22 protein-coding genes and 3 tRNA genes are annotated in these 21,437 nt (G+C 71.5%); 15 read left to right on the top strand and 10 right to left on the bottom strand.

Annotated features, from left to right (window positions below):
- Positions 1–21 precede the first annotated feature (21 nt).
- From ACWDY5_RS05215 to ACWDY5_RS05200, 4 genes are all read right to left on the bottom strand, one after another.
- A complete protein-coding gene (locus tag ACWDY5_RS05215) occupies positions 22–324 on the bottom strand; it encodes a hypothetical protein (RefSeq protein WP_247755390.1) in 303 nt (100 codons plus the stop codon).
- Between the two features lie 305 nt (positions 325–629).
- Positions 630–2,834 carry a heavy metal translocating P-type ATPase gene (locus ACWDY5_RS05210; RefSeq protein WP_449721172.1) on the bottom strand — a complete coding sequence of 735 codons (2,205 nt, stop codon included), beginning with the start codon at positions 2,832–2,834 and terminating at the stop codon, positions 630–632.
- 80 nt (positions 2,835–2,914) lie between these two features.
- Entirely contained in the window at positions 2,915–3,124 is a 210-nt protein-coding gene (locus ACWDY5_RS05205; protein WP_449721030.1) for a heavy-metal-associated domain-containing protein, read from the bottom strand.
- 55 nt (positions 3,125–3,179) lie between these two features.
- Positions 3,180–3,476 carry a metal-sensitive transcriptional regulator gene (locus tag ACWDY5_RS05200; protein ID WP_252483461.1) on the bottom strand — a complete coding sequence of 99 codons (297 nt, stop codon included), beginning with the start codon at positions 3,474–3,476 and terminating at the stop codon, positions 3,180–3,182.
- Between the two features lie 192 nt (positions 3,477–3,668).
- Between ACWDY5_RS05200 and ACWDY5_RS05195 the strand changes: the two genes are divergently transcribed.
- The 7 genes from ACWDY5_RS05195 to ACWDY5_RS05165 all read left to right on the top strand — a co-directional run bounded on the left by ACWDY5_RS05195 (position 3,669) and on the right by ACWDY5_RS05165 (position 8,043).
- Positions 3,669–3,908: a hypothetical protein gene (locus ACWDY5_RS05195; protein WP_246492451.1), complete on the top strand. Its 240-nt coding sequence runs from the start codon at positions 3,669–3,671 to the stop codon at positions 3,906–3,908.
- 262 nt (positions 3,909–4,170) lie between these two features.
- Entirely contained in the window at positions 4,171–4,800 is a 630-nt protein-coding gene (locus tag ACWDY5_RS05190; protein WP_449721029.1) for a ScbR family autoregulator-binding transcription factor, read from the top strand.
- Between the two features lie 11 nt (positions 4,801–4,811).
- The gene (locus tag ACWDY5_RS05185; RefSeq protein WP_449721028.1) at positions 4,812–5,570 is read left to right on the top strand and encodes an SCO6745 family protein; all 759 of its coding nucleotides are present in this window, start codon (positions 4,812–4,814) and stop codon (positions 5,568–5,570) included.
- A gap of 271 nt (positions 5,571–5,841) precedes the next feature.
- A tRNA-Glu gene (locus tag ACWDY5_RS05180) sits at positions 5,842–5,914 on the top strand.
- Positions 5,915–5,944: 30 nt separating this feature from the next.
- A tRNA-Asp gene (locus ACWDY5_RS05175) sits at positions 5,945–6,018 on the top strand.
- Positions 6,019–6,054: 36 nt separating this feature from the next.
- Positions 6,055–6,128: transfer RNA gene (locus tag ACWDY5_RS05170), tRNA-Phe, on the top strand.
- A 268-nt stretch (positions 6,129–6,396) separates the two neighbouring features.
- Entirely contained in the window at positions 6,397–8,043 is a 1,647-nt protein-coding gene (locus ACWDY5_RS05165) for a proprotein convertase P-domain-containing protein (protein ID WP_449721027.1), read from the top strand.
- A gap of 35 nt (positions 8,044–8,078) precedes the next feature.
- On the opposite strand, the gene ACWDY5_RS05160 is transcribed toward ACWDY5_RS05165, so the two are convergent.
- Genes ACWDY5_RS05160 through yczE form a run of 3 tightly spaced genes read right to left on the bottom strand, consistent with a single transcriptional unit; the run spans position 8,079 to position 10,522 of the window.
- On the bottom strand, positions 8,079–8,972 hold the full coding sequence (locus ACWDY5_RS05160; RefSeq protein ID WP_449721026.1) for a helix-turn-helix domain-containing protein: 894 nt from the start codon (positions 8,970–8,972) through the stop codon (positions 8,079–8,081).
- Positions 8,973–8,989: 17 nt separating this feature from the next.
- Complete coding sequence (locus ACWDY5_RS05155; protein WP_449721025.1) at positions 8,990–9,838, bottom strand: protein phosphatase 2C domain-containing protein; 849 nt, start codon at positions 9,836–9,838, stop codon at positions 8,990–8,992.
- Between the two features lie 36 nt (positions 9,839–9,874).
- Positions 9,875–10,522 carry a membrane protein YczE gene (gene yczE / locus ACWDY5_RS05150; protein WP_252483455.1) on the bottom strand — a complete coding sequence of 216 codons (648 nt, stop codon included), beginning with the start codon at positions 10,520–10,522 and terminating at the stop codon, positions 9,875–9,877.
- Between the two features lie 62 nt (positions 10,523–10,584).
- Between yczE and yczR the strand changes: the two genes are divergently transcribed.
- Positions 10,585–12,030, top strand: coding sequence for a MocR-like transcription factor YczR (yczR, locus tag ACWDY5_RS05145; protein ID WP_449721024.1), 1,446 nt, complete (start codon positions 10,585–10,587; stop codon positions 12,028–12,030).
- A 304-nt stretch (positions 12,031–12,334) separates the two neighbouring features.
- Here the strand turns inward: yczR and ACWDY5_RS05140 are convergent, their stop codons facing one another.
- Positions 12,335–13,207: a hypothetical protein gene (locus tag ACWDY5_RS05140; RefSeq protein ID WP_449721023.1), complete on the bottom strand. Its 873-nt coding sequence runs from the start codon at positions 13,205–13,207 to the stop codon at positions 12,335–12,337.
- Between the two features lie 342 nt (positions 13,208–13,549).
- Here ACWDY5_RS05140 and ACWDY5_RS05135 point away from each other — a divergent pair, with 342 nt between their 5' ends.
- Genes ACWDY5_RS05135 through ACWDY5_RS05125 form a run of 3 tightly spaced genes read left to right on the top strand, consistent with a single transcriptional unit; the run spans position 13,550 to position 16,556 of the window.
- Complete coding sequence (locus ACWDY5_RS05135) at positions 13,550–14,074, top strand: RNA polymerase sigma factor (RefSeq protein ID WP_252483452.1); 525 nt, start codon at positions 13,550–13,552, stop codon at positions 14,072–14,074.
- Entirely contained in the window at positions 14,071–14,463 is a 393-nt protein-coding gene (locus tag ACWDY5_RS05130) for a hypothetical protein (RefSeq protein WP_449721022.1), read from the top strand. Before ACWDY5_RS05135 ends, ACWDY5_RS05130 begins: the two co-directional genes overlap by 4 nt.
- Positions 14,448–16,556, top strand: a complete 2,109-nt coding sequence (locus ACWDY5_RS05125; protein ID WP_449721021.1) for a CHAT domain-containing protein — start codon at positions 14,448–14,450, stop codon at positions 16,554–16,556. Before ACWDY5_RS05130 ends, ACWDY5_RS05125 begins: the two co-directional genes overlap by 16 nt.
- Here the strand turns inward: ACWDY5_RS05125 and ACWDY5_RS05120 are convergent.
- Positions 16,493–17,668 carry a pyridoxal phosphate-dependent aminotransferase gene (locus tag ACWDY5_RS05120; RefSeq protein ID WP_449721020.1) on the bottom strand — a complete coding sequence of 392 codons (1,176 nt, stop codon included), beginning with the start codon at positions 17,666–17,668 and terminating at the stop codon, positions 16,493–16,495. The two genes, ACWDY5_RS05125 and ACWDY5_RS05120, sit on opposite strands and share 64 nt — an antisense overlap.
- 45 nt (positions 17,669–17,713) lie before the next feature.
- Between ACWDY5_RS05120 and ACWDY5_RS05115 the strand changes: the two genes are divergently transcribed.
- Positions 17,714–18,973 carry a DUF445 domain-containing protein gene (locus tag ACWDY5_RS05115; RefSeq protein WP_449721019.1) on the top strand — a complete coding sequence of 420 codons (1,260 nt, stop codon included), beginning with the start codon at positions 17,714–17,716 and terminating at the stop codon, positions 18,971–18,973.
- Positions 18,974–18,989: 16 nt separating this feature from the next.
- Entirely contained in the window at positions 18,990–19,361 is a 372-nt protein-coding gene (locus ACWDY5_RS05110; RefSeq protein ID WP_449721018.1) for a VOC family protein, read from the top strand.
- An 81-nt stretch (positions 19,362–19,442) separates the two neighbouring features.
- Here the strand turns inward: ACWDY5_RS05110 and ACWDY5_RS05105 are convergent, their stop codons facing one another.
- Complete coding sequence (locus ACWDY5_RS05105) at positions 19,443–20,105, bottom strand: D-alanyl-D-alanine carboxypeptidase family protein (protein ID WP_449721017.1); 663 nt, start codon at positions 20,103–20,105, stop codon at positions 19,443–19,445.
- Positions 20,106–20,225: 120 nt separating this feature from the next.
- Here ACWDY5_RS05105 and ACWDY5_RS05100 point away from each other — a divergent pair, with 120 nt between their 5' ends.
- A complete protein-coding gene (locus ACWDY5_RS05100) occupies positions 20,226–20,750 on the top strand; it encodes a PadR family transcriptional regulator (protein ID WP_252483446.1) in 525 nt (174 codons plus the stop codon).
- The gene (locus ACWDY5_RS05095; RefSeq protein ID WP_449721016.1) at positions 20,747–21,436 is read left to right on the top strand and encodes an ABC transporter ATP-binding protein; all 690 of its coding nucleotides are present in this window, start codon (positions 20,747–20,749) and stop codon (positions 21,434–21,436) included. The genes ACWDY5_RS05100 and ACWDY5_RS05095 overlap by 4 nt, the downstream gene beginning before the upstream one ends.
- Position 21,437 lies beyond the last annotated feature (1 nt).

The raw sequence follows: 21,437 nt of genomic DNA, 5'->3' as shown, positions 1-21,437 counted from the left end.
CTCAGCGCGCCACAAGAGGTTTCAGTGCGCCTGCTGGCGGAACTCCCAGTCCAGGCGCTGCATGACCCACTCCTGGGCCAGCGCCATCGGGGAGGTCTGACGCTGCGCGGCGAGCTCGCGGAGCTGCTCGTTCGCGATCAGGCTCAGGCGGAGCTGGTGAACTTCGGCGTTGCCGAAGCGGCGGCCGGTGGCCGTGGTCTCCACGTCGGCCTCGGGAGCGAGGGCGGCGAGGTAGTTGTCCAACTCCGCGTCGGGGGCGAGAAGTTCGGTCTCGGCTGCCGGAGCCGGGCGATGACGGCCGTTCTTCGATCGACTGAGAAGCACGGCGAACACGGTAACGAACTGATGAAGGAAGTTCGAGGCTTGTGAGTTACCCGTCAGTGTGTAACGCCGCGAACGGCCTATTGACATGGAGAGGCCCCCGCGCCAGGGGGAGGAGCACGGGGGCCGGAGGGGATCTCCACAGGCGCTGACCGGGGGTGTGTCAGCAAAGTGATTGTTGCATGCTCACTCGTCGGTGCCCAGTGATGTCGTCGATTTTCTTTGTTTATCGCGCGTACTTATTCACCAAAACGGCGTTATGAACACTTGGTGTCCAGGTTTGGACACAGTGTGGAGTAAATGCGATCTCACTCCGCCCAAGACCGGAACTTCCGCAAGCGCAAGCTGTTTGTGACCACGAACACACTGGAGAACGCCATCGCCGCGCCGGCCAGCATCGGGTTGAGTACCCCGGCCGCGGCCAGTGGCAAACCTGCCACGTTGTAGGCGAAGGCCCAGAACAGGTTGCCCTTGATGGTGCCCAGGGTGCGCCGGGACAGCCGGATCGCGTCCGCGGCCACCCGCAGGTCCCCCCGGACCAGGGTCAGGTCACCGGCCTCGATGGCCACATCGGTGCCCGTGCCCAGGGAAAGCCCCAGGTCAGCGGCTGCCAGCGCGGGCGCGTCGTTCACCCCGTCGCCGACCATGGCCACCACCCGGCCCTGCTCCTGCAGCCCGCGCACCGCGGCCACCTTGCCCGCGGGCAGCACCTCGGCGATCACGTCCTCGGCCGGGATGCCCACCTCGGCCGCCACCGCGGCGGCCACCGTGGCGTTGTCCCCGGTCAGCAGCACCGGCCGCAGCCCGAGCTCGCGCAGCCTGCGCACCGCCTCGGCGCTGGTCGGCTTCACCGTGTCGGCGACCATCAGCAGCCCGGCCGCCGCGCCGTCCACCGCCGCGGCCACCACGGTGCGGCCCGAGGCCTCGGCCACCCGCACCGCCTCGGCCAGCTCGGCGGACAGCTCGACCCCGCGCTCGGCGAGCAGCCGCGGCCTGCCGACCAGCACGGCCCGTCCGGCCACCTGCCCCTGCACGCCGAGGCCCTCGTTGTTGGCGAACTCGGTCACCGCGGGCAGCTCGCCTGCCTCCGCGCTCGCGCCTTCGGCGATGGCCCGCGCGATCGGGTGCTCCGAGGCCGCCTCCACCGCCCCGGCCAGCCGCAGCAGCTCGGCCCGGTCGAAGCCCTCGGCCGGCACCGCCCCGGCCAGCGTCATCACGCCGGTGGTCACCGTGCCGGTCTTGTCCAGCACGATGGTGTCGACCCGGCGGGTGGACTCCAGCACCTCCGGCCCCTTCACCAGGATGCCCAGCTGCGCGCCCCGGCCGGTGCCCACCAGCAGCGCGGTCGGCGTGGCCAGCCCGAGCGCGCACGGGCAGGCGATCACCAGCACGGCCACCGCCGCGGTCAGCGCGAAGGACGCGCCCGCGCCCCACAGCAGCCAGAAGGCCAGCGTGGCCACCGCGACCAGCAGCACCACCGGCACGAACACCGCCGAGACCCGGTCGGCCAGCCGCTGCACCTGCGCCTTGCCCGCCTGCGCCTGCTCGACCAGCCGGGCCATCTGGGCCAGCTGGGTGTCCGCGCCGACCCTGGTGGCGCGCACCACCAGCCGCCCGCCCGCGTTCACCGTGCCGCCCGCCACCTGGGCGCCCGGCCCGACCTCCGCCGGCACCGACTCCCCGGTCAGCATCGACCGGTCCAGCGCCGAGGTGCCCTCCTCGACCACCCCGTCGGTGGCCACCTTCTCGCCCGGCCGCACCACGAACCGCGTGCCCACGGCCAGCGACTCCACCGGAACCCGGCGCTCGCGGCCGTCCTCCAGCACCGCGACGTCCTTGGCCCCCAAGGCCAGCAGCGCGCGCAACGCGGCCCCGCTGCGCCGCTTCGACCTGGCCTCCAGCCAGCGGCCCAGCAACAGGAACACGGTCACCCCGGCGGCGACCTCCAGGTAGATGTCCGCGGTGGTCGACTCGCGCGGCAGCAGGCTGAACTCGTGCACCATGCCCGGCATCCCGGCGCCGCCCCAGACCAGCGCGTACACCGACCACAGGTAGGCCACCGCGACGCCCATGGAGACCAGGGTGTCCATCGTGGTCGCGCCGTGCCGCAGGTTCACCGCGGCGGTGCGGTGGAACGGCCAGCCGCAGACCAGCACCACCGGCGAGGTCAGCGCCAGCGCGACCCACTGCCAGAACGGGAACTGCAGCGCCGGGATCATCGAGAGCAGCACCACGGGCAGGCCGAGCAGCGCGGCGATCACGAAGCGCGCCTTCAGTTCCTCGGCCCGCTCGTCGGTGTCCTCCGGCGCATCGGCCACATCGTCCACAGTGGACGGTTGTGGCGGGGTCGCGGTGTACCCGGCGGTCCGCACCGTGGCCACCAGCGTGTCCACGTCCAGGCCGTCCGGATAGGCCACGGTAGCCTTCTCGGTGGCGAAGTTGACCGTGGCGGTCACGCCGTCGAGCTTGTTCAGCTTGCGTTCGATCCGCCCGGCGCAGGCCGCGCAGGTCATCCCGCCGATGGCCAGCTCGACCCGCTGACCGGCCTCCGTGGTGGTCACAACCGCTCCCCTCCGCTGTCCTGCTCGAAAAATCAGCTCGCGAGCTGGTAACCGGCCTCGGTCACCGCGGCCTTGACCTCCGCCTCGGCCAGCTCGCGCTCGCTGGTGACGGTCACCGCGCCGGTGGGCAGGTCCACGGTCACGCCGGTGACCCCGGCGACCTCGGACAGCTCCTCGGTCACCGAGCTGACGCAGTGCTGGCAGGTCATGCCGGTGACGGTGTAGGTGGCGCTGACGGACATGCGTGCTCCTTCGGTTCTGTATGTCTTGGTACGGCTGGCGGCGGCGAGTTGTTCGCTACGACTTGACCAGGCGGGCGATCGCGTCCGCGGCCTCGCGGACCTTGGCCTGGGCGGCCTCGTCGCTGGTGCGCGCGGCCTCGACCACGCAGCCGGCCATGTGCTCCTCGAGCAGTTCGAGGGCGAATGCCTGGAGCGCCCTGGTCGCCGCGGACACCTGGGTCAGCACGTCGATGCAGTAGGTGTCGTCGTCGACCATCCGCTGAAGTCCGCGGACCTGCCCCTCGACTCGACGGAGTCGGCGCAGGTGGGCGTCCTTGCGCTTGCTGTACGGGTGGCTGTGCTCCTCGGCCATGATCGAAGCATACCCCTAGGGGGTAGGGGTAAATCCACATGGGGTGCTCCGGCTCACAGAACGCTTGTCCTGTCAAGGGACAGATTGCCAACCGTTGATTACACAGGGTTCTGGATGAATCACTCTGCGGGGGGCTGTGAGGGCGAGAGCCAGTAGCTAGCCTGCCTGCGAAGCCAACGTCGGGGAGGCGCCATGCACGGGTCGCTCGAGGTGCGGAAGTACCTGTGGGAGCAGGACGACACGGTTGCCAAGGGCAGCGGGGTGCCGCTGCCGCGGAACGGAGAACCATCCCGGATCTCCGCGGAACAGGTGCACAGGGCGCGCATGGCCGTGGCCCGTGGCGCTTTAGACGCCGAGGACTGCCGCATGCTGCTTGACATGCTGGGACTCGTGCCCAGTGAGGAGGACGGCATCCCGCCGGTGCGCCGGTAGGGGCGCTTCGCGACAAACGATTGGGCTGGGCCGGGACGTGGCCGAGAAGCCACGTCCCGGACCCCCGAGACGCACACCCCCCGGCGCCCGCCTCGGGCTGCCTGGCCGGAACATACCGAGCGGTCGGGTTATCCGGCAATGGATCAGTTTCACGGTGTCGCGGACAGCACAGCGTGACCTCGCCTCACCCGGTGGTGGAAGGCTGTGCGCGGGCCGTCCGAGGCGGTAGCTTGCGGTACCGCAAGTGATCACCGGAGCCGTCATGCCCCAGCAGTCCAGGGCCCAGGTAACCCGAGAATCGATCATGGTCGCCGCCGCGTCCGAGTTCGACCGGCTCGGCTATGCCGCCGTCCCGCTCAGCCTCATCCTGGAGCGCAGCGGCGTGTCCAAAGGGGCCTTCTACTTCCACTTCCCGTCCAAGATCGGGCTGGCCGCGGCCATCATGGAGGCCGAGCAGGCGATCTGGCCGGAGCTCACCCGCGGCTGGGACGAACGCGACCTGGACGCCCTGCGCACGCTGATCGGCTCCACCACCCAGGCCGTCGAGCTGATCTCCAACGACCCCATTGTTCGCGCGGGCGTGCGCCTGTCCACCGACCCCGAGGTGCACGCCTCCGGCCTGCGCCCGCAGTACCTGAACTGGGAGTCCCTGCTGACCGCGCTGCTGGAGCGGGCGCGGGAAGAAGGCCTGCTGCGGCCCGGTGCCGACCCGGTGGCAGTGGCGCGAGTGCTCAACGCCGTGTTCGCTGGTAACCGGGAGATCGCCGCGGCCCTCACCGGGTACGCGGACTACGTCACCCGGATGGAGCAGGCGTGGCGAGTGCTGCTGCCTGCCATCGCCACCGAGGAGTGGCTGACCGACTGGAAAACCGCCCCCGGGTTCGGGGGCTGAGGAGGCATCACGTGACCAGTCCGGCCGAGGTCGCAGCGGCGACCCGGAAACCGCTGGTGAAGCTCGGCGGGGTCTTCATGACCTCGCCCCAGATGAACGCGCACACCAAGGCGCTCGAACTACCCAGGGGCGGCCTGTACTTCCGCGGTCGCGCCGCGGTGCTCGGCGACCCCTCGTCCACCGTGGTCGCCGAGCTGTACGGGATTTTCCCGAAGTGGCTGATGCACGCGGTGATCCCCCAGGTCACCCAGCTGCTGCCGGCCAAGGCCGCGGTCGCCGCCTACTCCGCGGCCTGCTGGGAGTGGGGCCGGGAAGCCCTGGCCGAGGTCCCTGCGGCCGAGCGCACCGCCGAACTGCTGTTCCAGGTCAGTGACGCCGCCGACGCCGGCAACCTGCCGCTGTTCGCGGGCTGGCGCGAGGCCACCCGGCCAGAGGACGCCCCGGCCCGGCTCGCGCACTCGCTCAACCTGCTGCGCGAGTACCGCGGCGGCCTGCACTTCTGCGCGCTGCGCGCCTGCGGCATCGGCATCGACGAGGCGCTCGCGGTCAACCCGGAGAGCGGCAAGCAGATCATGACCAGGCTGGCCTGGCAGGAGGAGGAGGCCGACGCGCTGATCGCCGCCACCCAGGCCAAGCCCGACCTGCCGCGCCGCTGGCGCCAGGCCGAGGACCTGACCGACGAGGCGATGGGCGGGACCCTGGCGGCCACGCTGTCCGAGGCCGAGCTGGCCGAGTTCCAGGAACTGATGCTGGCGCTGCCGACCCCGTGAACTGGCGGATGGGGCAGTGGCGGAACTCACAAGGGTTCGGTGGCCGCTGCTCCATCCGGGGTTCTGGGCTCGGATGGGTGAGTTTGGCTTGTCAGCGGGCCGGACTTGATCGCTGGCCGCGGTCGGCTGGGAGCTGTTGGGGCTGGTAGGAGCGTTTCAGGACCCCCGATTTGGAACTTCCGCCCCCGGCCCCCTAAGCTATCCATGCTCCCAACGGAAAGCCGTTGGAGGTGCGGGAGAAGTTCTGATTCACTGAGTCAGAAGCATCCTGGCCCCCATCGTCTAGTGGCCTAGGACGCCGCCCTTTCAAGGCGGTAGCGCGGGTTCGAATCCCGTTGGGGGTACGGCAACACAGCAAGACGGCAGTACAGCAAGGCCCAGTGGCGCAGTTGGTTAGCGCGCCGCCCTGTCACGGCGGAGGTCGCGGGTTCGAGTCCCGTCTGGGTCGCGCGAAGGGGTTCGCTCCGTGGAGCGGACCCCTTTCGGCCAGGTAGCTCAGTTGGTACGAGCGACCGCCTGAAAAGCGGTAGGTCGGCGGTTCGACCCCGCCCCTGGCCACCGAAATGGGAGCCCCCTGCTTGCCCGCAGGGGGCTTCGCACTTTTCGGTGGTCTTTGACCCGGGGGCCGAGCCCCCCGGACCCCCACGGTGCGAGCGGTGCCGGACCAGCGTGGTTGCGTGGTGGTCGCGTGGTGGGGTTATCCACAGGTTGTCCACAGGTGTTAACGGTTAATCCTCGTTGGTTAACTGTTAACGCGGTTTTGGTCTGCCGGTTGTTTGTGGTTGCGTTCTAGCTTTGGGCTCCCTGCTTTGAGAGGAGCCCTGCGATGAGGGCGGTTATCCCTGCGGTTTTGCTTTTGTTGGCTTTTCCGGTTTCTGCTTCGGCTGAGCCTGGCGGTGTCATTGGCAAGTGGATCGATCCGGCTAATGGGCAGATTGTGGTGTCCGTGGCGGATGAGGCCACCGCTGTTCAGGTTCGGCGGGCCGGGGATCGGGCTCAGGTGATGGGGCGTAGCCGGGCTCAGCTCGATGGGTTGGTCCTGCGGGTTGGGCAGTTGGCTGCTGGGCCTACTGGGGTCACCTCCTGGGGGATTGATCCGGTCAGCGCGCAGGTGGTGGTGCGGACCGTGGGCACGGCTGACCGGGGCGTCGTCGAGCGCATCCGCGAGCTCGGCGAGGCGGTGCGGGTTGTGGTGGACGTTTCCGCGCCGGTGCAGCAGGGTGGGGAGGCGCGGACGGGGAATCCCTGGTGGCCGGGGAGTGAGAACAACTGCTCTGTTGGGTTTGGCGCTACGGATTCCGCTGGTGGAAAGCATTTTCTGACCGCTGGTCACTGCACCAATGATGTCAATCAGGCTGCTTATGGGCAGTCTGGTCAGCAGAATCGGGTTGGCACCTCGAATGTGGGGGGCTCGCGTAGCGTTAATGCGCGGGAAGGGGATATGGGGGTTGTCGCGGTCACTGAGCCTGGATGGGGGCTCTCCGCGTCGGTGAACACCTGGGGTGGGGCGGCTGTCACTGTGGCGGGTGTTGTGGAGCCTGTGGTCAACCAGACGGTATGTCACTCGGGGAATACGTCCAAGTGGCAGTGCGGGCGGGTGACCGCGGTCAATCAGACGATCAACTACGGGAACCTGGTCATCGAGGGGTTGGCCACGACCACTGCTTGTTCCAAGGGTGGGGACTCTGGCGGGGGCTGGCTGGTGGGGGACAAGGCGGTGGGGCTGCACTCGGGTGGGCAGTCGTCTTGTGAGCCGGGCGGTGCCGACAACCAGTCGATCTTCCAGCCGGTGGGTGAGGCGCTGAAGAAGTGGAACCTGACGTTGGTGACGGGCGGGAGCAGCGGGGACACGGAGGCGCCTTCGGTGCCGGGGAACCTGCGGGCAACCGGCAGCACCGCCTCCACCGTGGGGCTCGCGTGGGACGCGGCTACTGACAACGTTGGGGTGAGTGGGTACGACGTGTACCGGGGCGAGACGGTGGTCGCCAGTGTTGAGGGGACCTCGGCGACTGTTTCCGGGTTGGCCGCGGATACCGAGTACTCGTTTGTGGTGCGGGCTCGGGATGCGGCGGGGAACCGGTCGGGGGCCAGTGCGGCGGTGACGGCTCGGACGGCCAAGGGGGATGCGGGGGCCCGGACCTTCAGCAATGCCAACGCTTATCCGATCCGGGACTTCGCGGTGGCGGTCAGTCCGGTGCGGTCTACGGCCAGCGGGAGTGCTGTGGTGCCGGTGACTGTGGTGGTTAATGCCTCGCACACTTGTCAGGAGGACTTGAACATCAACCTGGTGGGGCCTTCTGGGCGGTACTACTCGCTGCACCGGGCCGGTGGGTTTGAGTGCCATGCGTTTCCGGGGGCTCGGACCTTTACGGTGCGGACCTCGGAGCAGGCTGGGGGGAACTGGACGTTGCGGATCGGGGACAACGGGCCTGGGGATACCGGGACCTTGAGCAGTTGGTCCATCTCGGTGTGATTCGACGGGGCGCTCCTGGTGGGGCGTCCCGTTTTTTACGGCCAGGTCCAGTGGAAGCCGTATGTTCCTGGGCCGAAATCCGTTGCCACGCCGTGGATTGAGGTGAGCTCGTCCAGGTGGACTTGGTCCTCTTGGGTGGTTGTCTGGGTTGTTGTTCTGCGAGTGATGGTGGCTGGGGGGCAGGTGGGGTCGAAGCGGACTTCGAGGACGTACTCGCGGACGGGGAGGCGGAACTTGCGTTCGTAGTTGGTGGCGGTGGGGTGTGGGGCGTGGTTGCGGAGCTCGTGTTCGGTGATGATGGTTTCGTTGCGGCGCAAGGGTTTGGGGAAGAGGAGCTCGGCGGTCAGCAGGCCGGTTCGGGGGTGCGCGGAGGTGCGGCCCAGGGTGCAGTGGCGCAGGGGGCGGACCTCGGGGAGGGGGTGGTCGTGCTCGTCCAGGTGCAGGATGACCACCCAGCGGTCGGGGCCGTCGGCGTTGGCCCTGAGGACCTGGCGGGAGACGGAGACCAGTTCCTCCCGGTGCGGGCCGATGTGGATGGTGTCGTGCTGGCTGAGGCGGGTCAGGCGGGTGTCCCAGCTGGTGTTGATCTCGGTGAGGGCTTCGGCCACCTCGGTGGGGACCGGCCAGAAGGCGTCGATGTCCGGCGGGTCGGTGATCCGGTGCGGGCCGCGGGGGCGGGGTGGGCCCAGCAGGGTGGTCAGGGAGCCCTGGGGGACTTCCAGGACCTCCTCCAGGTGGTGCAGGGCCGTCAAGGACTCGTGGCGTTCTGGGCGGCTACGGCCGGACTGCCAGTAGCTGAGGGTGGCCGCGGAGATGGTGACGCCCCTGGTGCGCAGGCGTTCACGGATGCGGTGCAGACCGAGGCCGCGGCCGGCGATCGCCGCGCGCAGGGCGGTGGCGAACGGGTCCGGCTGGGGCTCCGGCGGCATGCTGGGAGCGTAGGTGCTCAGAAGCGGGGGAACCAGTCGTCGTCGAAGTGCACCACGACCAGGCTCTGGTCGTCGTGCCGCTTCGGGCGCGGCCACTTGCGGCCGTCCGGGTCGGACTCCTCGGCCTTGCGCACCGCGTCCAGCACCGTGTGCAGGCCGTCCTGCACCGCCTGGTCGTAGAGCGCGGTCCAGTCGGCGAACACGCCGTAGTCGTCCACGCCGCAGGAGACGCCGTCGCTGGCCATCACGATCGCCTGCACCTGGTCCCGCATCCAGCTCGCCCGCATGGCCTGCTTGGCCGCGTCCGGGTCGGCCTCGGCCACCCAGAAGCCGCCCTGGCGGTTGCGCCACTGGCCCACCTCGGCCGCCGAGGCGCGCAGCGCGTCCGCGTGGTCGGTGGAGAAACCCGCGCCCTCGCGGAGCTGGTCCCGGTAGCCGGTGCGGCGCGGGACGGCCAGGTTCGCCAGCCGGGTGTCGGAGAGCACGTGCACGTCGCCGACGGTGAAGGCCACCACCGGGCTGTCCGCCAGCACCAGGGCGTCCACCCGCTCGTCGTCCCAGCGCAGCAGCGCCACCGTGCTGGACGGGGCCTTGCCCGGCTCCAGGCCGTGGTCGGCGGCCACCTGGCTGATGCAGGCGGCCAGCAGCTCGGCCAGGTCGATGTCGGGCTGCGCGGTCAGCTCACGGCGCAGCCGGTCGCCGAGGCGCTCGGCGTACCAGCCGCCGGTGTGGCGCCCAGGTTCCAGCTGGGTCGCGCCGTCCAGCAGCACCACCGCGTTCGGCAGGACCACGATGCGGTCCTCGCTCTCGGCGGACCCGCCGGTCAGCTGGACCCCTGCTCGTTCAGCCATTTCGATCGCCGGCACGTCCGGGACCCTAATGCGAAAACCCGGAAAAGCCTGCTACCGCTCGGTTTTCCACTCAGCCGGAGTACGCAGCGCCACGAACGGCACAAAGAACTGGGCAAGTGGACCAATGGTGATCGCGTACAGCAGGGTGCCGATGCCGATCGTGCCGCCGAGCAGGAAACCCACCGCCAGCACGGTGATCTCGATCCCGGTGCGCACCAGGCGGATCGACCAGCCGGTGCGCGCGCACAGCCCGGTCATCAGCCCGTCCCTGGGCCCCGGCCCGAGCCGGGCGCCGATGTAGGCGGCGGTGGCCAGGCCGTTCAGCACGATCGCGGAGACCAGGAACACCGCGCGCAGCCACCAGGCCGAAGGCGCGGGCAGCAGGTACAGCGAGGCGTCCACCGCGACCGCGATCAGCACCACGTTGGCCACCGTGCCGATGCCCGGCCGCTGCCGCAGCGGGATCCAGCCCAGCAGCACGATCACCCCGGTGATCGCCGTGACGGTGCCGAAGCTGACCGGGATGTGCCTGGTCAGGCCCTCGTGCAGGACATCCCACGGGTCCAGGCCGAGCCCGGCCCTGATCATCAGCGCCATGCTCGCGCCGTAGAGCAGCAGCCCGGCCAGCAGCTGGCTGAGCCGGCGCAGCGGCCGGTCCGCCACGGGCAGCGGGTGCAGGGGGATCGTCGGGGAGGCCATGCGGCCATCCTCTGCCGGGATTGGCCTTTACTTCGAGGGCCAAAGTGGAAAAATTGGCCCACATGAGCCAGGCACTGCCCACCGGTGGCCGGATCTCCGCGCCGCACCTCGCCGACCTGCTCGGCTGCTGGCGCGACGGGCCGAACCGGGCCCAGTCCGCCGACCTGGCCGCCGCGCTGCGGCTGCTGGTGCTGGAGGGCCGGCTGCCCGCTGGCACCCGGCTGCCCGCGGAACGGGAGCTGGCCCAGGCGCTCAACCTCAGCCGAACCACGGTCACCGCGATGCTGGACCGGCTGCGCGAACAGGACCTGATCGCCAGCCGCCGCGGCGCGGGCTCCTGGATCACCCTGCCCGGCAAGGAGTTCGGGCCGCAGGGGTTCACCTCGCTGCCGGAGGACGAGACGATCAACCTGGCGCAGGCCACCCCGGTCGCGCCTGCCGAGCTGGCCGCCGCGGTGGACGCGGCCCGGCTGCGCCTGCCCGAGTACCTGAGCGGCCCCGGCTACGCCCCGATGGGGCTGCCGGCGCTGCGGGAACGCATCGCCGAGCGCTACACCCGGCGCGGCCTGCCCACCGGGCCGGACCAGGTCATGATCACCTCGGGCGCGCAGCACGCGCTGGCGCTGGCGCTGCGCCTGCTGGTCATGCCCGGCCAGCGGGTGCTGCTGGAGAACCCGACCTACCCGAACGCGGTGGACGGCATCCGGGCCGCGCACGCCCAGCCAGTGCCGGTGGCGATGGCCCCGGACGGCTGGGACCTGCCCGGCATCGAGGCCACCCTGCGCCAGGTCGCGCCCCGGCTGGCCTACCTGATCCCGGACTTCCAGAACCCGACCGGCCTGCGCCTGTCCGCGCAGGGCCGGGAGCAGCTGGCCGCCGCGCTGCGCCGGACCAGGACGCTGGCGCTGGTGGACGAGACCCTGGCCGAGCTGGACCTGGACGGCGACCCGCTGGACGGCCCGCCGCCGCTGGCCGCCTTCGCCGAAGGGCTGGTGCTCACCGCGGGCTCGGCGTCCAAGATGCTCTGGGGCGGGCTGCGCCTTGGCTGGCTGCGCGGACCGGTGGAGCTGATCCGGCAGCTGGCCGGGGTGCGCGCCTCCATCGACCTCGGCTCCTCGGTGCTGGACCAGCTGGTGCTCACCGAGCTGCTCACCGACCCCGAGCCGCTGCTGGCCCGCAGACGGGCCCACTTCGCCACCGCGCGCGACGTCCTGGTGGACGCGCTGCGTGCCCGGCTGCCCACCTGGACGGTCCACCGGCCGGCCGGTGGGCTGAGCCTGTGGTGCGAGCTGGACGGACCGATCAGCACCCGGCTGGCCGCCGCCGCGATCAACCACGGCCTGCACCTGGTGCCAGGCCCCCGCTTCGGGGTCAACGGCGGTCTGGAGCGGTGGCTGCGACTGTCCTTCGCCCAGGAACCCGAGGTGCTCACCGAGGCGGCGAACCGGCTGGCCCGCGCCGCCGCGACCCTCACCGGCGCGACGGATGACCTGCTGGCAGTGACCTGACCTGGGAAAATAAAGGAGCCCCGGTACCGCGGGGGCAACGCGGTACCGGGGCTGCGCACCCAACACGGCCGGGCGCGGTCGGCCGGTTGGGAGATCGGGGGCGTGTCCACAGGACGCTGGCTTCCTTCGTCGGCGTTGCTCGGAAAGTCCGGCAACCGCGGCGACGAAACGCCGATCACTGCTTCACGCGGGTGGTTGTCCCTGCTCAACGCAGGTGCGGCGAAAAGGCCGCGCCAGGAATGCCGCTCGGATGGCGCAAGCCGTCACTGGCTGTGCGCACACCGGTGGCGTGTTACCGACTCAGTCAGTCGGGCGAGGTGGGCGGCAGGCCCGGGGTGTTGCTCGGCGAGCCCGCGTTGCGCGGGTGCTCGACGGTCACCAGGCTCGGCTTCGGCAGCTGCGGAAGCGGGGCGGTGACCAGGGCGGTGGCGCCACGGGCACCACCGTTGTCGGAAGCCGTGCCGCCCAGCGAGGCCGAGGACGGCGCGCTGGGGGCAGGCTTGCGGGGATCAGGCATGGGCAGGTCGGGCACGTCGTCGTGCTTGGTCCTGCTGCCGGCGGGCGGCTCGGCGGCCTTGGGCTCGACCGTGCGGACCGTGACCATCGGGCGGGAGCTCAGCACGGGCGCGGCCGGCGGCGTCTCCACCACCGGCTCGGCGACTGGCTCAACCGGCGCGGGCTCCTGGACCGGCGGCGGTGGCGGCGGGGCCTGCCGCGGCGGGCGGACCGCGCTGACCGACCCCTCGGCGGACTTCGCGGTGCGGGTCGGCCTGGTCGGCGCCGGAGCCGGACCGTCCTCTTCGGGCAGCGGCCGCACCTCGTCCGAGCCGACGGTGACCATGCCGCCACCAGCGGCGTCAGCCTCGTCCTCGCTGGTCATCGGGGTAGCGGTGCCGCGGAGCGCGGTGTCGGGACGGCCCAGCCGGGCGGTGACCCGCTCGGTGATGCGTGCGCCGAGGCCACCGGCCCGCGCGACGGCATCCGTCTTGGCCGGCTCCTGGACTTCCGAAACGGTCGACGGGCTCAGAACGTCTGCGCGGGCCGGTGACTCGTCGGCATGGGCGGCGACAGCTCCGGCCAGCCAGGCGGCCGCAGCCAGGCCGCTGGCAATGGCCAGCCGGACGGCAACGACGCGCAGCCTCTCTCCCCGGCTGCGCACCGCCCCGGCGCTGGTCACCGTCACCACCACCTACCGATCACCGGACGACTGAAGGAAAGACAGATCTCTTCCCAGGTGTGTCAACCATGGTTGGCCCGTTTGCCGGTATGCGCGAGCGTACTGGCGGGTTTCCACCCGGAGGTGGGTCGTGTTGCTCCAGACGTGCGCGAAACGATCACCCTGCGTCGATAACGCCAGGTAGGGAAGCGGTCTCCCGAGCTGGTGGGCCGGTGCCCAGTCACCGAGGGCAATTGTCATTCGGGCGAGTGACCGCGGTAACGCCTTTGGGCGGCTGACGGATCCAGGACCGCCCCCGCGGCTTCCAAGTGCCTGCCGAGCCGCCGACGCAGGGGAGAGCCGATGGACCCGGAATGGCAGGACCTCATCAACCGCTACGCCAGACTGGTGTGGGCGGTGGCCCGCTCGCACCGCCTGGACGACCAGGAAGCCGCCGACGTCAGCCAGACCACCTGGCTGAAACTGGCCGAACACCGCCACGAGCTGACCGCCCCGGACCGCGTCCAGGCCTGGCTGGTCACCACCGCCCGCCGCGAGTCCCTGCGCACCCTGGCCGCCCGCCACCGCGAACACCCCCTCGACCTGGACACCCTTGGCCGCGTGGCACACCTGGACCGCTTCCGCGCCCCGGACCCGGCGGACCTGGTCGTCCAAGGCGACCGCGCGGGCAGACTCTGGCGAGCTTTCGCCCGAATGCCCTTGCGCTGCAGGCAGTTGCTCTGGATCGCCGCCTACGCCCCCGACCTGCCGTACACCCGCATCGCCGAACTGCTGGCCATGCCACTGGGCAGCATCGGCCCCACCAGAGGCCGGTGCCTGGCCGCCTTGCGCCGCCGCCTGGTCGGCGAGCTGGGAGCAGCGGGATGACCGACGACGACCTCTTCGCCGAACTCACCGAGACGGTCTCCGCCACCGACCCACTGCCCCCCGCGGTCCTCGCCGCGGCCAGGGCCGCCGGGAACCTGCCGCCGGTCCACGGCCCCCGGCTGCGCGAGGTCGAGCAGGGCATGCGCGCCGGTGCGGACCTGATCGTGTTGTCCGCCTACGGCGTCACGGTCCGGGTGGAGCTCGGCGACCCGCTCACCGGCGTGATCACCGGCACCGCGGGCACGATCGAGGCCCGCACCCCGGACGGCTCCAGGTTCGCCGACATCGACCCGGCTGGCCGGTTCACCTTCGAGGGCGTGCCGCACGGCCCGCTGAGCCTGCGCGTGCACGGGGAGGCCCTCCTGGTCGGGGAGTGGCTGACGTGGTGAGCCTGGTCGACCGGGCCGCGACCGAGCCCGAGCTGGTGCTGCGCCAGGCCGCAGCCGGTCTGCCGACGGCCAGAGGCGCCGAGTTGGTGACCCTGCGGCTGGCGGCCTGCCTCGCGCACGTGGAACTGGGCGAACCCACTCCGGCCGCTCGGCACGCCCGCCTGGCCTTGGCCGCGGCGGAACGGGCCGGGCTGACCGAGCTGACCGCGTCGGTGCGGCTGGCCAGGGCTTGGCTCGCGGTCGACCGGGGACGGCCGAGGGCGGCACTGGCCGAGCTGGACCGGGCGGTCGGACTGCGCGGGATCGAGCTGGCCAAGGCCCGGTGCCTGCGCGGGGCAGCGCTGTTCGCGTTGCGGGAACCGGCGGAGACGGAGCTGACCGCAGCGGTGGCCGGGCTGGGTGAAGCGCCACGGTGGCTGGCCAACGCGCTCATCGTGCGCGGCGCGGACGCCTGCTACCGAGGGCAGGCGGCTCGTGGCCGGGCGGATTTCGCTGCGGCGGAACGGGTTCTGGCCGTGCTCGGGTTGACCGAGCGGGCCGCGGTGTGCGTGCACAACCAGGGGTTCGCGGCCCTGCGGGCGGGGGATTCCGTTGCGGCGCTTCGGTTGTTCGACGCCGCCGAACGGGCGGGCGCGGATCCGCTGCGGCATCCGGAGATGTTGCTCGACCGGGCCGAGGCGCTCGAACCGGCGGAGGCGTTGCCGGTGCTGCGGAAGGCGGTGGCGCTGCTTGCGGCGGCGGGTAAGGGGCGGAAGCTGGCTGAGGCGAAGGTGGCGTTGGCGCGGTGTGCGTTGCGAGACAAGGACTTTCGGGCTGCCGAGGCTGAGGCGCTTGCCGCGGTTGAGTTGTTCCGGCGGCAGCGGCGGCCCGGGTGGGCGGCGCTGGCCAGGGCGCTGGCGCTGCGGGCGGCGTTGGCGGCGGGGAGCACACCTGCGCGGTGGTCAGCGGCGGGACGGGTGGCCGCGCTGTGCGCGCGGGCCGGATGGCCCGAGGACGCCGAGGAGCTGCGGCTGGTCGCGGGGCGGGCCGCTCGGCGGGGCGGGCGGGAAGCCTTGGGCCGCAAGCTGCTTGGCCAGGTGCGCGGCGCGGGGCGGTGGCGGGCGCGGGTGGAGCTGGCCGGTGCGGGCGAGGTGTTGGCCGTGTGCCGGAGGGGGCTGCGGGCCGGGTGGGATCCGGAGCTGGCCGAGATCGGGCTGGCAGCCGCGTTGGCCAGCGGCGATGCCGGGGCGGCGCTGCGCTGGGCTCGGCGGTGCCGGGGCGATGGGGCGTCGGGGACGCTGGAGTACTTCGTGCACCGGGGAGAGGTCTGGGTCGGGAGCGCGGGCCGGGTGCGGCGGATGGCCGGGCTGGGCGAGGTCGAGTGGGAGCTGGCCGGGGTGCGCCTGGGCAGTGGGTCCCTGGCCCGGCTGGAGCGGTTGTTGTTGCCGGAGCTGGGTTCCGGGCCGGTGGTGGTGCTGGTGCCGGGAGAACTGCTCGGGGTGCCGTGGAACGGGCTGCCCTCGCTGGCTGGGCGGGAGGTTCGGGTGCTGCCGCCGGGGTGGGGACGGGAGCCCTCACCGGGGGTGGCCGGGCCGGAGCGTTCGGGTGCGCCGTTGTGGGTGGCGGGGCCGGGGTTGCCGGGGGCCGAGGCGGAGGTGCGGGAGCTGCACCGGGAGCTCGGGGGCCGCTTGCTCACCGGGTCCAGGGCGACCGTGGCGCGGACCTTGCGCGCCGTGGCGGAGGCCGGGCTGGTGCACGTGGCCGCGCACGGTCGTCAGCAGGGCGCGGGGCTGGAGCTGGCCGATGGGCGGTTGCGGGTGGCCGAGTTACTGGGGCTGGCGGGTGGGCCGGTGGTGTTGTCCGCGTGCGGGGCTGGGCGGGCGTTGCGGCGGGGGCGCGGGGTGGTGGTGGCGAGTGTGCTGGAGGTGGCTGATGCCGGGACCGGGGCGCTGATGCTGGAGCTGCACCGGCGGCTGCGGGTGGAACCCCCGGCGGCCGCGTTGGCCGTGGTGCAGCGGGTGCACGGGCACCGGGGGTTCGTCTGCGTGGGTCAGGGGGTCAGTTTGGCCAGGCGGAGCAGGGCTTCGTCGAGGACCTCGTCGCGTTTGCAGTAGGCGAAGCGGACCAGGTGGCGGGCGGTGGCCGGGTCGTCGCAGAAGACCTGGACCGGGATGGCGGCCACGCCGATGCGCTCGGGAAGCTCGCGGCAGAGGGTGGCGCCGTCGTCGAAGCCGAGGGGGCGGACGTCGGTGCAGATGAAGTAGGTGCCTTCGCTGGGCAGGACCTTGAAGCCCGCGTCGGACAGGCCCCCGGCCAGGCGGTCGCGCTTGCGTTGCAGGTCCTGGCGGAGGTTTTCCACCCACGGGAGCTCGGTGCGCAGGGCGTGCGCGACGGCGGGCTGGAAGGGGGCGCCCGCGACGAAGGTGATGAACTGCTTGGCGGCGCGGACCGCGGCGATCAGGTCCGGCCTGCCACAGACCCAGCCGATCTTCCAGCCGGTGGCGTTGAAGGTCTTGCCGCAGCTGGAGATGGTCAGGGTGCGCTCGGCCATGCCGGGCAGGGTGCCGATGGGGCGGTGCGCGCGGCCGTCGTAGAGCAGGTGTTCGTAGACCTCGTCGGAGATCACCAGGAAGTCGTGCCGCTGGGCCAGGTCGGCGATCTCGGCCAGCTCGGCGTCGGTCAGCACGGTGCCGGTGGGGTTGTGCGGGGTGTTGAGCAGCAGGGCCTTGGTCCTGGGGCCCGCGGCGGCGCGCAGGGCCTCGATGTCCAGGGTGAAGCGGCCGGTTTCCGGGTCGGGGCGCAGGGCCACCGCGCGGCGCACGCCGCCGGCCATCGCGACCGAGGCGGCGTAGGAGTCGTAGTAGGGCTCGATCAGGATGACCTCGTCGCCCGGTTCGACCAGGGCGATCAGGCTGGCCGCGATGGCCTCCGTGGCGCCGACGGTGACCAGGATCTGGGTGTCCGGGTCGAACTCCTGGCCGTACTGGCCCGCGCGGTGCTCGGCGATCGCGGCGCGCAGCTCGGGGCGGCCTGGACCGGGCGGGTACTGGTTGATCCCGTCCCCGATCGCCTGCTGGGCGGCGGCGAGCATCGAGGCGGGGCCGTCGGTGTCGGGGAAGCCCTGACCCAGGTTGACCGCGCCGGTGCGCTGCGCCAACGCCGTCATCTCGGCGAAGATCGTCGAGGTGAACGGCTGGAGCCGGGAGACGAGAGCGGGAATGGTCACGGGAGTGATCCTGCAACTTCACCGGGCTGAGCCACAATCGGAGGTGTGCAAGAGCTGACACCAGCCGAACGCGTCAAGCGGGCCGAGCTGCGCAAGATGAAGGCCGTGGCCACCTCGTTCCTGCTCGGAGCGGTGGTCATCTACCTGTTCGCGCGCTGGCAGGAGTCGTCCGGCGCGCCGGCCTGGGTGGGATTTGTGCGGGCCGCGGCCGAGGCGGGCATGGTCGGCGCGTTCGCGGACTGGTTCGCGGTCACCGCGTTGTTCCGGCGGCCGCTCGGGCTGCCCATCCCGCACACCGCGATCATCCCGACCCGCAAGAACGAGCTGGGCACCAGCCTGGGCGACTTCGTCGGGGCCAACTTCCTCTCCACCGAGGTGGTGCGGGACAAGCTGAGCCGGGTCGGCATCGCCGGGCGGCTCGGCCAGTGGCTGGCCGCGCCCGGCCACGCCGAGCGGGTCACCGAGGAGCTGGCCACCGCGGTGCGCGGCGCGGTCACCGTGCTGCGTGACGAGGACGTGCAGGCGGTGCTGGAGCAAGCCGTGCTGCGGAAGGTGGTGGACCGGCCGTGGGGGCCGCCGCTGGGCAAGCTGCTCGGCCAGACCTTCACCGACGGCGCCCACCACAAGCTGGTCGACCTGCTCTTCGACCGCGCCTACGACTACGTGCTGACCAACGAGCAGACCCTCAAGTCCCTGGTCTCCGACCGGGCCCCGTCCTGGTCGCCCAAGTTCGTCGAGGGCCTGGTCGCGGACAAGGTCTACAACGAGCTGCTGGCCTTCGCCTGGGCGGTCAAGACCGAGCCCGCCCACCCGGTCCGGCTGTCCCTGGACAAGTTCCTCGGCGAGTTCGCCGACGACCTGCAGCACGACCCGGACACCATGGCCCGCGCCGAGGCGGTCAAACAGCAGGTGGTGGAGCACCCGGACGTGCAGAACCTGGTCGGCTCCGCCTGGGGCACCGCGAAGAAGATGATCCTCAACGCGGCCGAGGACCCCTCCAGCGAGTTCCGGGTCCGGGTCCGCGACGGCCTGCGCACGCTGGGCCGCAAGCTGGGCGAGGACGCGGCGCTGCGGGCCAAGGTGGACGGCTGGCTGGAGGGCGCGGCGGTCTACCTGGTGACCAACTACCAGGCCGAGATCGTCACACTGATCACCGACACGGTGGAGCGCTGGGACGGCGAGCAGACCGCGCGCAAGGTCGAGCTCCAGGTGGGCAGGGACCTGCAGTTCATCCGGATCAACGGCACGGTGGTTGGCGCGCTGGCCGGACTGGGCATCCACACCCTGTCCCAGCTGTTGTTCTAGGAAGGGGAGATCAGGAATGGCCGCTGGCATCAGCGTGGAGTCGACCGTGTTCGACTGCCCGAACCCCAGGGAGCTGGCCGAGTTCTACGGCAGGCTGCTCGGCTGGGACAAGATCACCGGGCGGGAGGACTTCCTGAAGCTGCACGGCCCGGACGGAGTGCGGCTGGCCTTCCAGCTGGCCCCCGACTTCCAGCCGCCGACCTGGCCCACCGGCCCCCGGCCGCAGATGCTGCACCTGGACCTCCGGGTGGCCGACCTGGACGCCGAGCACGAGCGCACGCTGGCCTGCGGGGCGGTGGCCCTTGGCGAGGTGCAGGGCACGTCGAAGGACGGCTTCCGGGTCTACGCGGATCCGGCCGGGCACCCGTTCTGCCTGGTCACCGACTAAAGGACCGGACCGCCCGGCGCGAAGTCCGGGCGGTCCAGCCATGCCGCTGGCATGTCGGGGGGCGACCACGCCGACGGCAGCTCACGGGTGCGGCAGCAGCTCAGGGCAGCCGCCGCTCTGGTAGCCGGCGGAGTACTCGAAGTGCCAGGGCTCGTTGGCGTAGCGCCTGCACCAGCCGAACTCGCCCTTGGTCCGCTCCAACCATGCTGCCGAGGCTCGGGGCTGCACGTCCACCGCGAGTCCTTTCACATGCAGAGATTTCTCCGGTGGTAGCACGTACTGCCGGGCCTTGGCCACGCTGCCGTGCAGGGCCAGCGCGGCGTCGAACTCGGCCTGCTGGGCGGCGGTGCTGCGCTTGCCGTCGTGCACGCACAGGGTCAGCCCGGCCTCCCAGGCCGCCTGCCTGGCCCGCTTCCACGCCTGCTCGGCCGCGTCCTTGAGCCCGTCGACCTTCTTGTCGAAGTAGCTCGGGTCCACCGCGCAGATCGGCTTGCCGTTCTTGTCCAGCTTGGGTTCCGGCTGCGGACCTGGGCTGTTCGGCGGCTGGGCCGGGTTGTCCGGCACGGTCACCACCTCCACCGAGGTCTGCACGGGCGGCGGGCTGGTCCGGCTGGTGGTGGTGGCCGCCGCGTCCAGGCCTGCCCACTCGGCCGCGTCCTGCCAGACCCCGGTGGTGCCCAGCACGCCGAGCAGGGCGCCGGTCAGGCCGATCGCCAGGGTCAGGCCGATGATCTTCCGTCGCACGCGCGACCTCCTCTCGCCGCTGATACGCGCACGCCCGGGCGGCGGGTTGCATGCTGGCCCGAATGTCCTATTCGGGCCATGTATAGACCGGGTGTATACCTGCCATGTAGAGTCGCCGCCATGTCAATCGGCCATACCCTGCTCGGGCTGCTGGAAGGCGGTCCTCGGCACGGCTACGACCTCAAACGCGCCTATGACGAGCGCTTTGGGCAGGACCGCCCGCTGCACTACGGGCAGGTCTACTCGACGCTGTCCCGCCTGCTCCGCAACGGCCTGGTCCAGGTCGAGGGCGTCGAGCAGGGCGAGGGTCCCGAGCGCAAGCGGTACGCGATCACCGGCGCCGGCATCACCGATGTCGGCACCTGGCTGGCCACGCCGGAGAAACCAGAGCCGTACCTGCAGAACACGCTCTACACCAAGGTCGTGCTGGCCCTGCTCTCCGGCCGCAGCGCCACCGACCTGCTGGACACCCAGCGCGCCGAGCACCTGCGGCTGATGCGCGAGCTGACCCAGCGCAAGAGCGCCGGTGACCTCGCCGACCAGCTGATCTGCGACCACGCGCTGTTCCACTTGGAGGCCGACCTGCGGTGGCTGGAGCTCACCGCGGCCCGCCTGCACCAGCTCGCGAAGGAAGTCGGGGCATGACCAACGTGAACGGGCCGCTGCTGGCCGGATTCGACCTGCACAAGACCTTCGGCCCGACCCCAGCCCTGGACGGGGCCGGCATGCAGGTCAGCCCCGGTGAGGTGGTCGCCGTGATGGGGCCCTCCGGTTCCGGCAAGTCCACCCTGCTGCACTGCCTGGCCGGGATCCTGGTGCCGGACTCGGGCCGGGTGACCTACCGCGGCCGGGAGATGTCGGCCATGGGCGAGTCCGAGCGCAGCGCGCTGCGGCGCACCGAGTTCGGCTTCGTCTTCCAGTTCGGCCAGCTGGTGCCGGAGCTGACCGCGGTGGAGAACGTGGCGCTGCCGCTGCGACTGGGCGGGATCAAGCGCAAGGAGGCCGAGGCCAAGGCGACCGACTGGCTGGAGCGGCTGGAGGTCGCCGACGTGCGGAACAAGCGGCCCGGCGAGACCTCCGGCGGCCAGGGCCAGCGGGTCGCGGTGGCCCGCGCGCTGGTCACCGGTCCCCGGGTGATCTTCGCCGACGAGCCGACCGGCGCGCTGGACTCGCTCAACGGTGAACGAGTGATGCGGCTGCTGGTCACCGCGGCCAAGGACACCGGGGCCGCGGTGGTGCTGGTGACGCACGAGGCCAGGGTGGCCGCCTACTCCGACCGCGAGGTCGTGGTGCGCGACGGCCGGACCCGCGACGTCGAGCTGGTGGGCTGAT

This window comes from Crossiella sp. NPDC003009 (assembly GCF_053591555.1).
The sequence above is the reverse complement of the archived record's forward strand: the minus strand, read 5'-3'. Positions and strand labels throughout refer to the sequence as shown.

What these genes read in the sequence shown, in the direction of transcription:
- ACWDY5_RS05210 (WP_449721172.1), bottom strand. Translation starts at nt 2,834, where the DNA reads ATGACCTGCGCGGCCTGCGCCGGGCGGATCGAACGCAAGCTGAACAAG.
- ACWDY5_RS05205 (WP_449721030.1), bottom strand. Translation starts at nt 3,124, where the DNA reads ATGTCCGTCAGCGCCACCTACACCGTCACCGGCATGACCTGCCAGCAC.
- ACWDY5_RS05200 (WP_252483461.1), bottom strand. Translation starts at nt 3,476, where the DNA reads ATGGCCGAGGAGCACAGCCACCCGTACAGCAAGCGCAAGGACGCCCAC.
- ACWDY5_RS05195 (WP_246492451.1), top strand. Translation starts at nt 3,669, where the DNA reads ATGCACGGGTCGCTCGAGGTGCGGAAGTACCTGTGGGAGCAGGACGAC.
- ACWDY5_RS05190 (WP_449721029.1), top strand. Translation starts at nt 4,171, where the DNA reads ATGCCCCAGCAGTCCAGGGCCCAGGTAACCCGAGAATCGATCATGGTC.
- ACWDY5_RS05165 (WP_449721027.1), top strand. Translation starts at nt 6,397, where the DNA reads ATGAGGGCGGTTATCCCTGCGGTTTTGCTTTTGTTGGCTTTTCCGGTT.
- ACWDY5_RS05160 (WP_449721026.1), bottom strand. Translation starts at nt 8,972, where the DNA reads ATGCCGCCGGAGCCCCAGCCGGACCCGTTCGCCACCGCCCTGCGCGCG.
- yczE (WP_252483455.1), bottom strand. Translation starts at nt 10,522, where the DNA reads ATGGCCTCCCCGACGATCCCCCTGCACCCGCTGCCCGTGGCGGACCGG.
- yczR (WP_449721024.1), top strand. Translation starts at nt 10,585, where the DNA reads ATGAGCCAGGCACTGCCCACCGGTGGCCGGATCTCCGCGCCGCACCTC.
- ACWDY5_RS05135 (WP_252483452.1), top strand. Translation starts at nt 13,550, where the DNA reads ATGGACCCGGAATGGCAGGACCTCATCAACCGCTACGCCAGACTGGTG.
- ACWDY5_RS05130 (WP_449721022.1), top strand. Translation starts at nt 14,071, where the DNA reads ATGACCGACGACGACCTCTTCGCCGAACTCACCGAGACGGTCTCCGCC.
- ACWDY5_RS05110 (WP_449721018.1), top strand. Translation starts at nt 18,990, where the DNA reads ATGGCCGCTGGCATCAGCGTGGAGTCGACCGTGTTCGACTGCCCGAAC.
- ACWDY5_RS05100 (WP_252483446.1), top strand. Translation starts at nt 20,226, where the DNA reads ATGTCAATCGGCCATACCCTGCTCGGGCTGCTGGAAGGCGGTCCTCGG.
- ACWDY5_RS05095 (WP_449721016.1), top strand. Translation starts at nt 20,747, where the DNA reads ATGACCAACGTGAACGGGCCGCTGCTGGCCGGATTCGACCTGCACAAG.